This window comes from Bordetella muralis, assembly GCF_965139205.1.
GTDB lineage: Bacteria > Pseudomonadota > Gammaproteobacteria > Burkholderiales > Burkholderiaceae_B > Bordetella_A > Bordetella_A muralis.
In genome coordinates this window covers 777,076-788,757 of sequence record NZ_CBCSIU010000001.1, presented here as the reverse complement: position 1 = coordinate 788,757, position 11,682 = coordinate 777,076, and the positions used below count along the sequence as shown (strand labels likewise).

Below are 11,682 nucleotides of genomic sequence, written 5' to 3'. Positions count from 1 at the left end.
GTCGCACAGTATCCCGAGAACGAGGTCGGGATACTGTGCTCACCGCCTTGCGTTGCTGGCGCTGTAGTGCACCCTCGTCGTCACGTTTTTTAGCCATTCGCTGGCTAACTCGTCAGCGCGCGCCTTAAGCCAATCTCCCACTTGGCGCAGCGCGCCGGCTGCGCCGCCGGAGCCATCTCGCAGTACCAAGTAGTAACCGCTGCTGCCCAACATCACTTCATCGAAAGGTGCAACCAGTTCGCCGTTGGCCAGCACCTTACGCACCAGCAGCCTGGGCACGATGCCGATACCCAGTTGCGCCTGAATGGCTTCGATCATTACCGAATAGTGGTCGTAGAACTGACCATCTTGGGTGGGCGTGAAACCGGCGTTCATCGCTAAAGCCCATTCCGACCATGCGGAGGGGTAGAGCGTGTGACTAAAGCGGCGCATATGCGCGAGATCGGCGGGCGTGCGCAGTGCCTGTCGCTCCAGCAGCGCGGGGCTGGCGACCACGCACATCTCGCGGCCGAACAGATAGCGCGCCCAAACGCCCTGACCGATGCCAGCGCCAAAACGGATCTCCGCATCCAGGTCCAAGCGGGGCGACCGAGCGCTCAATAGACGCGGCGTGAGCCGCAGGTCTATATCGGGGTGCTCGAGTTCAAAGCGCGGTAGTAATGCTATCAGCCAATATTGCAGCACGGCGGGCGGTGCCAGCAAGCTGATGACGGTCTGCTCAGTATGCGGTTGGGCGATGCGCTGCGCTGCGCGGGTGATCTGATCCAGCGGGGGTTCGATGGCTTCCAGGAACTGTTGGCCTGCTTCGGTAAGGGTTACGCCGCCCGAGCGGGTCAACAGTGGCACGCCCAGTTGTGACTCCAGCAGACCGATGTGTTTGCTCACCGCGCTTTGTGTGAGATGAACTGACTCTGCCGCGCGTGTGAAGCTGCCCAGGCGCGCAACCGCCACGAACACGTGTAGAGTGGTCAGAGAGAAAGACGGACGGTGACGGTTTGCAGGGTACATAGGCTAGGCATGAGAGCAGACGTCAACTATGCAGCCAATTTTCCAGCGTGAGGCCGGTAACGCGATCAAACTCACGCTGGTTGTCAGTGACTAGCGTTGCATCAATGCTGAGAGCTTGGGCGGCGATCCAGAGGTCATTGGCCCCGATGGGTGTGCCTTGTTTCTCCAAGGCAGCGCGGATTCTGCCGTAACAATCCGCCGTGATCTGATCCACCCCTACTTGGATAAAACGATGGACTAAAGAGTCCATCTTGGCGCGATTGCGTTCGACGAATTGGCTTTTCTCCGCCTCAAAATAAAGTTCACCCAGTACGACGGTGGAGAGCCGCAAGCTGTCTTCGGGAATCCGTTGCAACTGTTCGATGACAAGTGGGTTCCGCTTCAATGCGGCAATAAGGATATTGGTATCCAGCAGATAGAATTTGGCCATGCTTCAGTCGTCGAGCGAGATAACATCATCGGTCGGGAGGTCTGCCGGAGCCTGGAGGTCCTCCGATGCGTCGTCCCACAGGGGACGGAAGGCCTCTATGGCCATGCGTGGAGGCTGTGGCACGAGGCGTGCAATGATCTTGCCGTGCCTGGTGACAGCAATCTCTTCGCCAGCTTCGACCTCAGCGAGAAAGGTGGAGAATCTGGCCTTTGCTTCGACGACGGTGATGCTTTTCATGGTGGTCTCCTGATATAATGACCATATGGTCATTATATCTGCGATTTGGGTCGCCGCAAAGGTACTTCCCGATCAGCGAAATACATCCGAGAGGCATGGGATTCACTAGCCTGTCTCGCATGAATGGGGCTTCCGCGTGCTGCTTCAGGCGCATTGTCCGACAGCGATGGTTTTGTATGAGCCCCTGGACCTTAGAATGATCGGACGGATTGCATAGGCCCTCCATCAGGCACCTTCTGCACCGGGATTTCTGCCAGTTTGCTGACTGTGGAAGGCAAAATAATTGCCAACTGAATGGCGAAACCTACTAATGCAGCTATTACACATGCCGCGGGCCCATACCAAGCTGCAATGCCGGCTGCGATCAGCGCACCAATGGGGCGTGCGCCAAACGTGAATGTCGTTATTACGGCGGACACGCGGCCGATCAATGCTTGTGAAGTAACTGCTTGTCGCAGTGTCGCCGTGGTAGCCGCCCAAATAACCGGACCGAATCCGAAAAAGAAGAAGCTAGCCCAAATGGTTAGCTCTGTCGGCAGCCATACAGACGTAGCCATCAATGCGGCCCCAATGACTCCGCCCACCGGCCCCAAAACGACGAGATTGCCAAATGTCAGAATCCTGCCGAGTCGTGGTGTAACTAATGCGCCGCATATCATACCGATGCCATATACGGCCATGGCCGTTCCAACGGCAGCCGCGTCCATATTGAGGTGGGACGCAGCATAGGGCACAAACGATGCTTGCAGTATGAACCATGATGTATTGAACATGACGGCGGTGAATAGGACCGGTCGAAGGTGGATGTTCCCAAAAGTGAAAGTGAAACCTTCTTTCAATTCCAAATATAGATTTCGCTTTGAAGAGGAAGGTGTTGCTATTGGGATCCTGATGATCCAACCAATTGCGCTAAGCGATAAGATAAGTGCAATCGCATAGGATGGAGCTCCGCCGACAGCTGCGTAGATTAGCCCCGCTATACTCGGACCGGCTGTAAACGCCACACTCCTGGCCAACTCTAAGCGACTATTGGCGACAGCCAGATTTTGACGGGACACGAGCAAGGGAGTAGTTCCGGGGACGGTAACGTTGTAAGCGACAGTCCCCGCAGCGCCGATGAAACTCAATACTGCTAAAGAAATCATGTCCAGTGACTCATTGATCAACAGTACGAGGATGATCGCAAAGCAGGATGCCCGGAGCATCTCTGCATTCATCAACATGGAACGGCGAGGAAGTCGATCAGCTAAGATCCCTGAGGGAATTGCAAGTAATAAAAAAGGTGCGCTCTGCACCATTTGAAGAAAAGCTGTTTCGCTAGCTGTTGCAGAAAACAGATAGACAGCCACCATGGGGGCCGTTGCCAATCCGACCTGCTCCGCCGACTGCGCGCAAACATTGGAAAAAGCAAAGTGCCGAAATAGACGATGTCTGTGATCCATTACTTGTCTTGTTGGTGTGGTCGATATCGAGTGCAGCAGAAAAAAACGATGCACGCGACATGTTTTCACAGGGATTTTTATTAATCGCTCTGTTTTTTGCTATCGAACTTGAAAGTTAACTTGTATTGGAATGAGGCTAGATATGGGGCTCGTAGGCATCGCTCCGGGTTTTTACTGTCAAGAGGCTGCCTCAGTGGCGTGAGACGTTGCGTCAGCGGTTGAATTGCCCCGGCTTGTTCGAACCCGGGGCAATTCATTTCTTGTTAAAACACGTCTGCATCAGCAATTTAAAGATCCCATTGTGCGGTATAGGTAATAATCCAGCCTGCCTTTCGATAGCGTGGAGCAGTTCTTGAGCGAAAACAAAGTCCCTAAAAGAAGTATTCTTGCAGCAGTGATCGGCAATGCCCTGGAATGGTATGACTTCCTGGTCTTTGCCTTTATGACACCTATTGTTGCAAAGCTGTTTTTCCCCAGCAATCCAGCCAATCCCGACGACAGCATCAACCAGATTCTGCTGACGACGGCGGTATTTGGCGTCGGCTTTTTCATGAGGCCTGTCGGCGGCATCGTGCTGGGCATCTATGGCGACCGCAAGGGCAGAAAAGCGGCGATGGTTACCGTGACGGGATTGATGGCCGTGGCCATTGCCGTCATTACATTGGCGCCAACCTATGCTGCGGTCGGGATTCTCGCCCCGTTGTTGATCGTCATCGCCCGCTTGCTGCAAGGATTCGCAGCGGGCGGCGAGTTCGGCACCTCGACGGCCTTGCTGATTGAATTGGCGCCGCCTGGCAAGCGCGGCTTCTACGGCTCTTGGCAGATGACCGGACAGATGATTGCGCTGCTGCTTGGCGCTATGGTCGGGACGCTTATCACTGATATTTTTAGCCAAGAAGAGCTCATGGCGTGGGCCTGGCGTATCCCGTTTGCTTTTGGGCTTCTGATCGTTCCTGTCGCGATCTATATCCGCCGCCATGTCGACGAGCCGGAGACCTTCAAGCGTCTGGTGGCTGCCAAAGCCGCCGGCACCGTCAAAGAAATGGGCTTGATGGAGATGCTTCGCACCCATGCTCGCGAAACGCTGACAGGCATGGGACTGGTGGTGACTTGCACGGTTTCCATCTACATCACGTTCACCTACCTCATCACTTTTTCCACGGTCACGCTGAAACTTCCACTGCATGACACGTTCTTGGTTCAGATGGCAGGCGCCGCCCTCATGGTGGTGTTGATGCCGTTCATGGGGGCTTTGTCGGATCGCATAGGGCGGCGTCCGCTACTGATCACGTCGTTGCTCGGCTATCTGGTCATCCTCTATCCGCTTTATGCATGGTTGGTTGCAGAACCCAGCATCGGGAAACTGCTGACCGTTCAGCTAATCATCAGTTTGTTTGTTTCAGCGTTCTTTGGCGTTTTCTCGACGGTCATGGCAGAACTGTTCCCTGCCAACGTCCGTTCGGCCGGTATGTCCATGGCGTACAACATTGCGGTCATGGTCTTCGGCGGCTTTGCGCAATTCATTGTGACTTGGCTGATTCGCGCGACGGGTTCAGCCATGTCGCCTGCGTATTACGTGATGTTTGGTGTCGTACTCGGTGTGATTTCCGCTTTCATGATTAAAGAGCGGGCACACGAGACGCATATCGACAATCATTAAGAAAGGAGTTGTCTGACTCGATGCACCGCAAGCCCCGCCGGCTTCAGTGCGGGGTGGGGGCATCAGCAATCCCGCCGCGAGATAGTACGCAGTTGGCAACCGAAACCACTACAATCCTGCCATTGCCACCTCGAACGAGTTGCCATGATTGCCCTGTCTCGCAAATCCAGCAATTCTCGTCCAGGCCAGGGGCGGCCCGCTTCGAATCACGGAACCCACACCACCGTGCACACCTATGCGATGGTGGAGCGGTCAAACCATCTTGACTTCGATATTCGAGACCAGAGCCTGCGTGCGCCACTCACACAGCCGCACAAGCATGAGTATTTCCAGATCCAGGTAAACCTCGCTGGAGATTCACGGCACCACGTGGGCAGCATCACGCGGCCGTTCATCGCGCGAACGCTGAGCTTCGTGTTGCCGCATCGCATGCATGTGGTGCCGCATCCGCCCGGTGCGCGCTGGTTGGTGATCAACTTCAGCCAGCGCTTCTTGCGGCCAGATCTGGATGTGGATCCGTTGGACCTGGAAGATGTGCCACTCACTGTCGCGCCTGAGTTGGCTCCATTTCAGTTTCAGGAACATTTGGATTTCACATTCGACGAAGCCACCTTCAACGAGGTGCTCGGGCTCATCGCGATCATGCAACACGAGAACATCACGCGCCGCCTGGCGTCGCTCGCGCGCATCCGCGGCTGCCTGCTGCAATTGCTCGCACTGACATGCCAGCAGTGGGAAAGCGAACTGCGCGCTCTGGCCAACACACATGCCCAACAGAGCAGCCGCCGTGCTGCGTTAGCGCGCGTTCTGCGTTATCTGCGCGACGAGCTCGCGCAAGAGCCCACGCTAGCTGATGCTGCCCAGGCCGCGAGCCTGTCGCCGAACTATCTCGCTCACCTTATTAAAAAGGAAACTGGCAAGACATTCACCGACTTGCTCACCGAACGGCGATTGGCACTCGCACAGGAGCTTTTACTCACAACCAGTCAACGCATCAGTGAGGTTGCTCGGCGGTGCGGTTTCACTGACGAGGCCTATTTCGCGCGGCGCTTTCGCCAATGGTATGGAACGAGTCCTCGCGCATGGCGAGACGCACAGAGGCAAGCACTGGGTTAGTCGAGGTTATGTCCAAGTCTTGCGCGGAATTGTCCGGTTTTTGAACGGCACATGAATCTACACTCGGGACGATAACTATCACCTGAGGAGACTGCTACATGAATCGACGAGACGCCTTGATGATATCTACCGCATCCATTGGCGGTGTATTGACAGCAGGTTGCGCCAGCGTAGCCGCTACGTCTGCCCAGCGTACCCCCTTCACCGTACCGCAACCCTCCGTTCCGATCGCTGGCAGCGACGAAGTCTTCCCCGTTCATCGCATCTACTGCATAGGCCGCAACTACGCGGCGCATGCACGTGAAATGGGATCGGATCCTACGCGCGAACCGCCGTTCTTCTTTCAAAAGCCCAGTGACGCGGTGCAGGTCGTGCCGCCCGGCCAGACCGTGGATCATCCATACCCCAGCCTCACGCGCAACTATCACTACGAGGTGGAACTGGTGGCGGCACTGCAGAGTGGTGGCCGCAACATTCCTGTCGAGCAGGCGCTGCAGCATGTCTATGGCTATGCCGTTGGCTTGGATATGACCCGGCGAGATTTGCAGAGCGACATGAAGGACCAGAGGAAACCGTGGGAGATCGGCAAGTCCTTTGATCTATCAGCGCCCATCGGACCCATCCATCGCGTGGCACAAACCGGCCAACTTGAAAAGGGGGCGATCACGCTATCCGTAAATGGCGTAGTCAAGCAGAGCGCCAATCTTAATCAAATGATCTGGAGTGTGGCCGAGCAGATCAGCAAGCTGTCCGAAGCCGTCGAATTGAAGGCCGGAGACCTGATTTATTCGGGCACACCCGAAAACGTAGGTCCGGTCGTGCGCGGCGATGTCATGGTCGCGCATATTGATGGTCTGCCGGATATTTCGCTCAAGGTCGTCTGAATCAGTGGGCGCCGCAGCGTCAGGGTGAATACGGCGCAAGCATACGATAGCGGCTCTGCATTCCTCACAGCCGCTTACAGAGCCATGGCACTGGTGTGGTGAATATAATTTCCAGGTATGTTGCACACCGTCATGTGAACCTGTGCTGCCAGGCGCCCGCTGAATGCATCCCGGCGGGCTCCAGGGCATCGGGTGATCGTCTATTCACCATGGAGCCGAATCGTGTCAAAAATTGGTGTAAAGCTTCGCGAACTTCGTCGCCGGCGTGACCTGGGCGTACGCGAATTGGCCAGCCGCTCCGGCGTTTCGCATTCTTCGATCTCGTTGATAGAGCGAGACAAGATCAGTCCGTCCGTGGACACGTTGAGTGCCATTCTGGATGCGCTCGGAACGACGCTGGTGGGCTTCTTCTCCGAAATTCAAAGCATGACGGCCTATTCTCCCTTTTATCGAGCAGAAGACTTTGTCGAGATAGGAAAAGTGGGAAGGGTTTCGTATCGAATGCTGGGGATCAACCATCCCAATCGTGATCTCCTGATGCTGCATGAAACCTACGCCCCTGGCGGAGAGTCCGGCGATGCTTTTTCCCATTCGGCTCAAGAGGCTGGCGTGGTGACTCGAGGAGCGATCGAGCTGACCGTTGGCGAAGAAGTGCAAATCCTCCGCGTTGGCGATGGATACTATTTTGACAGCAGGCGGCCCCACCGATTCAGGAATGTGGACGAGGGCGAGAGCCAGATTGTCAGTGCGGTGACCCCGCCCACATACTAGCGATGTTTGGTGAATGACCACTCAACATGGTCGGCCATTCCCGCCGTCAAATTGCATGTGTGTGGTCGAAATACTTGACGATCCGTAGTTTCCCCAGCGACATCCCCTTGGCACTTTTCTATAGTGCACATTCCTGACAGTTCATTCTCCATGGCGAGTCTGGCCAGGAAAATACCTATAACTCGGCGGTGTCGTGCAGTCAGTCTGTCTCAACCGCCTTCTTGGGGAAAGCGCATGAGTATTCGTCCGTTTACTGCGGCTATTGCAATCGTGATGCTTGCTGCGCCATTGACGGCATCATTGGCCCAGGCTGATTTCCCGTCCAAGCCCATTCGACTCATCGTACCGTTTCCACCAGGAGGAACGACCGATGTGGTGGCACGCGCGGTGGCGGATCCGTTGGGGAAAATCCTGGGTCAACCCGTAGTGGTGGAGAACCGTAGCGGCGCGGCCGGCCGTATCGGCACGGAGTATGTGATCCGGGCGCCCGCGGATGGATACACGCTGGGCATTGCAACGGTCAGCTCGCACGCCGTCACCCCCGTTGTGTACAGCGATATCTCTTATAACGTTGAGCGCGACTTGGCGCCTATTACCCGCCTAGCCTCCGTCCCCAATGTGCTGACGGTAAGCAAGTCACTAAAGGTGGACGATCTCTCGAGCTTCATCAAGGCTGTCCAAGCCCATCCCGGGCGGTATACCTATGGCTCTGCGGGTTCTGGATCCGAGGCGAACATGATGGGAGAACTGTTCAAACTGACGACCAAAACAGACATGCTGCACGTCCCGTATAAAGGATCAGCGCCTGCGCTGCAGGATGCATTGGGCGGGCAGATTACAGCAGTCTTCGACAACCTGCCGTCCTCGTTGCCATACATCTTGAGTGGCGACCTGCAGGCGTTGGCGGTTGCCGCGCCTGAGCGAGTCTCCTCTATCCCCAATGTGCCGACTTTCAAGGAGGCGGGCGTTCCCGAGTTGAATGACGCCTCGTGGTTTGGTTTGGTCGCCCCTGCGGGAACCCCGCCGGAGATCGTAGAGCAGATCTATCAGGCCACGAAACAAGCGCTCGCCACGCAAGAGGTCAAGACACGTCTTGGCGGATTCTCTGCAGTTCCCGTGGGAAACCGGCCCGAAGCATTCGCTGCTCAATTAAAAGAGGAAATTGAGAAGCAACGAGCAACTGCCAAGCGCGCAAATATCGTCCTTCACTAATCATTTCATCGACCCATGAAACATCGCGCCTACCGCATTCTCGTCGCACAGCTTTTCCAGGAGACGCACGGCTTTACTCCCGTGTTGACGCCGATGTCTGCTTTTGAGTTCGAGCATGGGGCAGAAATGTTAAGCGCGAATCGCGATGCTGATTCCGTATTGGGTGGAATGTTGCGCGTCTTCGCCTCGAACCACTGTGAAGTGATTCCAACGCTGGCGGCTCGTGCGCGGCCGGGTGGGCGCGTGGAGGAAGACAGCTATCGATATATCAAGGAAGTCATTCTCGCCGGCGCAAAAAACAAGGGCTTCGATGCGATCGCATTATGTCTGCACGGTTGCACGCAAACAGAAAGTCTGGATAGTGCAGAGCTGGATCTCTTGAGCGCGTTGCGCGAGGTCGTGGGGCACGACATGCCTATTGTGGCAGGCTTCGATCTGCATGCGAACGCCATTCCTCAGATGTTGAGGCTCTTGACGTTTTGCTCAGCATATAAAACTAATCCCCACGGTGATGCAGGGGATACAGGCGAGCGCGTCGCGAAAGAATTGCTGAAAATTCTCGATGGCACATCAACGCCACGCGCCGCTTATGCACATGTGCCGATGCTGACCAGAGGAAACGATGAAACCACGCATGGTCCATTGGCTATCCTTCATCGGCAGGCCAGAGATTCTATTCTGGAAAATGTTGGCTTGATTGACGCATCCCTGTTCAATGTAAATCCGTTCATTGACGGTAAAGGGGTAGGGCAGAGTGTGCTCGTGTATGCTCAGCCGGGCAGTATCGATCAAGCTAGTACGCTAGCTCGGGATTTGGCCCAAGGTCTCTGGGACGCCAGAGACCTGTTTCAGCACACCTTGCCTGGGCTCGAAGAGGTTCTTCGGGCCCACGAGGGCAGTACTGAAAAGCTCACGCTAGGCGATTTCGGCGATCGCGTGCTGGCCGGCGCTCCAGGCGATAGCGTGTACCTCTTGGAAAGCGTGCTTGCTCATTCCAGAAAGCGGGTGGTTGCCGTAGTGACTGATCCCGTCGCCTACGAGGCGTGCGTTGGCTACGGCGAGGGTGCAGACGTGGAGATCTCAGTCGGAGGCCGTCTTTCGCCCGACTGCACGCCGATGATCGCTCGCGGACGAATCTCCAGACTGGGAGACGGGGCCTACCGCAATCGTGGCAAGTTCATGCGAGGGGCCACTATGCGGCTTGGGCCCTATGCCGTGCTGGAAAGCGACCGTTATCAGCTGCTCATTACGAGAGAGGCTGTGATGTCCCAGGACCCCGGCTGCTACCTGGACGTGGGAATAGATCTGGATTCGGCCGACGTCATCGTGACGAAATCCGGGTATCACTTCAAGCTTGCCTTCGACGTGTTCGGCCCATGCCTGTGTATCGAGACGCCGGGCTATAGCGGATTCCATCCGGAGCGGCTGCCATTCTCGTTGGCGCGACCTATTTATCCGGTAGACCCCATTTCTTTTGCACCTGAGGTCATGACCTGGACACCTCCGCAGCGCCCTTCCCATTGACTCAATCCCGGCTCCCTCACTGATGAAAAACCTGATCGGCGACGTATCCAGCAGCGCGCGCATCCTACCTGATCTCGACGGCGAGAAACTATTCATCTCCCGCGCAGAAGGGCCATACGTCTGGGACAAGGCCGGAAAACGCTATGTCGATACCGCGCTGGGCTTTGGCGCGATTCTGCTTGGGCATTCTCCCTCAACCGTTGTGGAGGCAGTATCCGCGGCACTGCATTCAGGCGCCGCCCCGTCATTTGCGCATACGCGTGAGCACCCCGCTGCGACCATGCTCGCCAATTACACAGGTGCCTTGAGTAAGGTGATGTTCACGAATTCGGGCAGCGAAGCGGTACACCTGGCCTGTCGCGCCGCTCGCGCCTATACGGGCAAGCCTGTCATCGCGAAGATGGCGGCGGGATTCGATGGCTGGTTTGACGAGATCACGCTGGCAAATGTCGGCACGCAGGAGGCGGTGTTTACGGCGGGACAGCGCCCCCTGACGGGCCGGACCACTGTGCTGCGATTCAACGACGAAGCCGATCTCGAGCAGCTCTTTCGTGAACGTCATGATATCGCCGCCATTCTGTACGAACCGATGTTGGCAAATGCGGGATGCATCCTGCCCAAGCCTGGATACCTTCAAAAGGTACAAGACGTCGCGCGAAAACACGGAGCGCTGTTGATCAGCGATGAGGTGCTCATGGGATTTCGCTTGCACGCGGGACTGACCTCCCATCTTTGGGGACTGGATCCCGATATTGCGACGGTCGGAAAAGCGATTGGCACCGGCGTACCAGTGGCTGGCGTCGTGGGTAAGCCGCATATTCTTGCTCCTTTTGAGGAGGGCAGAGTGGCAAGAGGTGGAACGTATAGTGGAAATCCTCTTGCATGCGCAGCGTTGATAGCCACCCTTTCCGCGCTTGGACAGAAAGACTACGTCGAACTCAATCGTCGTGGAGAAGGCCTGCGAACAGCGTTGGAGACTTCTTTTCGGGAGAAAGGAATCGACATTGGGACCTCTGGCTTCGGAACGGTTTTCAGCATCTGGCCTGGGCCGCGAGTCCCGGAAAACTATCAGCTGGCATCCACGACGGCAGACAGTCCCTTTTCGAACGGCCTTCATCTGGCATTACGCAGGCATGGGCTGCTGATGATGCCGTCGGCATACGGCCGCCTGTATCTCTCGTTTTCACACGACGATGCAGTCGTGGAGCAGATGCTGAAATCGTTCGAGAACGCCGCGGAGGAATTGAGCCAACAGATAAAATAATGAGGCAAAGCTCCCGTTAATTGGGTGCCAAAATACGCCAGAGCCCCGACCCGCGACCGCAGCCGCTCGAGCCAATTGTAGTAACCTCGTCTGCGGCGGCCGTCTGTCCGCCAGATCATATTCACCGTACGGAA

General features: G+C 56.3%; 11 protein-coding genes. 7 read left to right on the top strand and 4 right to left on the bottom strand.

What is annotated here, in order from left to right; genetic code table 11:
- Positions 1 to 39: 39 nt before the first annotated feature.
- From ACNA0I_RS03605 to ACNA0I_RS03590, 4 genes are all read right to left on the bottom strand, one after another.
- Positions 40 to 1,008, bottom strand: a complete 969-nt coding sequence (locus ACNA0I_RS03605; RefSeq protein WP_415804680.1) for a LysR substrate-binding domain-containing protein — start codon at positions 1,006 to 1,008, stop codon at positions 40 to 42.
- A gap of 22 nt (positions 1,009 to 1,030) precedes the next feature.
- Positions 1,031 to 1,438: a PIN domain-containing protein gene (locus ACNA0I_RS03600; RefSeq protein WP_415804679.1), complete on the bottom strand. Its 408-nt coding sequence runs from the start codon at positions 1,436 to 1,438 to the stop codon at positions 1,031 to 1,033.
- 3 nt (positions 1,439 to 1,441) lie between these two features.
- Entirely contained in the window at positions 1,442 to 1,675 is a 234-nt protein-coding gene (locus ACNA0I_RS03595) for a type II toxin-antitoxin system Phd/YefM family antitoxin (protein WP_415804678.1), read from the bottom strand.
- 191 nt (positions 1,676 to 1,866) lie between these two features.
- On the bottom strand, positions 1,867 to 3,171 hold the full coding sequence (locus ACNA0I_RS03590; RefSeq protein WP_415804677.1) for an MFS transporter: 1,305 nt from the start codon (positions 3,169 to 3,171) through the stop codon (positions 1,867 to 1,869).
- A 298-nt stretch (positions 3,172 to 3,469) separates the two neighbouring features.
- Here ACNA0I_RS03590 and ACNA0I_RS03585 point away from each other — a divergent pair, with 298 nt between their 5' ends.
- From ACNA0I_RS03585 to ACNA0I_RS03555, 7 genes are all read left to right on the top strand, one after another.
- Positions 3,470 to 4,777 (top strand): MFS transporter, encoded by a 1,308-nt coding sequence (locus ACNA0I_RS03585; RefSeq protein WP_415804676.1) that lies wholly within the window; start codon positions 3,470 to 3,472, stop codon positions 4,775 to 4,777.
- 144 nt (positions 4,778 to 4,921) lie between these two features.
- The gene (locus tag ACNA0I_RS03580) at positions 4,922 to 5,893 is read left to right on the top strand and encodes a helix-turn-helix transcriptional regulator (RefSeq protein WP_415804675.1); all 972 of its coding nucleotides are present in this window, start codon (positions 4,922 to 4,924) and stop codon (positions 5,891 to 5,893) included.
- Between the two features lie 98 nt (positions 5,894 to 5,991).
- The gene (locus ACNA0I_RS03575; protein ID WP_415804674.1) at positions 5,992 to 6,777 is read left to right on the top strand and encodes a fumarylacetoacetate hydrolase family protein; all 786 of its coding nucleotides are present in this window, start codon (positions 5,992 to 5,994) and stop codon (positions 6,775 to 6,777) included.
- Positions 6,778 to 6,969: 192 nt separating this feature from the next.
- The gene (locus tag ACNA0I_RS03570; RefSeq protein ID WP_415804673.1) at positions 6,970 to 7,548 is read left to right on the top strand and encodes a cupin domain-containing protein; all 579 of its coding nucleotides are present in this window, start codon (positions 6,970 to 6,972) and stop codon (positions 7,546 to 7,548) included.
- 234 nt (positions 7,549 to 7,782) lie between these two features.
- Positions 7,783 to 8,760 (top strand): Bug family tripartite tricarboxylate transporter substrate binding protein, encoded by a 978-nt coding sequence (locus ACNA0I_RS03565; protein ID WP_415804672.1) that lies wholly within the window; start codon positions 7,783 to 7,785, stop codon positions 8,758 to 8,760.
- A gap of 15 nt (positions 8,761 to 8,775) precedes the next feature.
- A complete protein-coding gene (locus ACNA0I_RS03560) occupies positions 8,776 to 10,284 on the top strand; it encodes a M81 family metallopeptidase (protein ID WP_415804671.1) in 1,509 nt (502 codons plus the stop codon).
- A 22-nt stretch (positions 10,285 to 10,306) separates the two neighbouring features.
- A complete protein-coding gene (locus ACNA0I_RS03555; RefSeq protein WP_415804670.1) occupies positions 10,307 to 11,548 on the top strand; it encodes an aspartate aminotransferase family protein in 1,242 nt (413 codons plus the stop codon).
- The last annotated feature ends 134 nt before the right edge of the window (positions 11,549 to 11,682 follow it).

What these genes read in the sequence shown, in the direction of transcription:
- ACNA0I_RS03605 (WP_415804680.1), bottom strand. Translation starts at nt 1,008, where the DNA reads ATGTACCCTGCAAACCGTCACCGTCCGTCTTTCTCTCTGACCACTCTA.
- ACNA0I_RS03600 (WP_415804679.1), bottom strand. Translation starts at nt 1,438, where the DNA reads ATGGCCAAATTCTATCTGCTGGATACCAATATCCTTATTGCCGCATTG.
- ACNA0I_RS03595 (WP_415804678.1), bottom strand. Translation starts at nt 1,675, where the DNA reads ATGAAAAGCATCACCGTCGTCGAAGCAAAGGCCAGATTCTCCACCTTT.
- ACNA0I_RS03580 (WP_415804675.1), top strand. Translation starts at nt 4,922, where the DNA reads ATGATTGCCCTGTCTCGCAAATCCAGCAATTCTCGTCCAGGCCAGGGG.
- ACNA0I_RS03575 (WP_415804674.1), top strand. Translation starts at nt 5,992, where the DNA reads ATGAATCGACGAGACGCCTTGATGATATCTACCGCATCCATTGGCGGT.
- ACNA0I_RS03565 (WP_415804672.1), top strand. Translation starts at nt 7,783, where the DNA reads ATGAGTATTCGTCCGTTTACTGCGGCTATTGCAATCGTGATGCTTGCT.
- ACNA0I_RS03560 (WP_415804671.1), top strand. Translation starts at nt 8,776, where the DNA reads ATGAAACATCGCGCCTACCGCATTCTCGTCGCACAGCTTTTCCAGGAG.
- ACNA0I_RS03555 (WP_415804670.1), top strand. Translation starts at nt 10,307, where the DNA reads ATGAAAAACCTGATCGGCGACGTATCCAGCAGCGCGCGCATCCTACCT.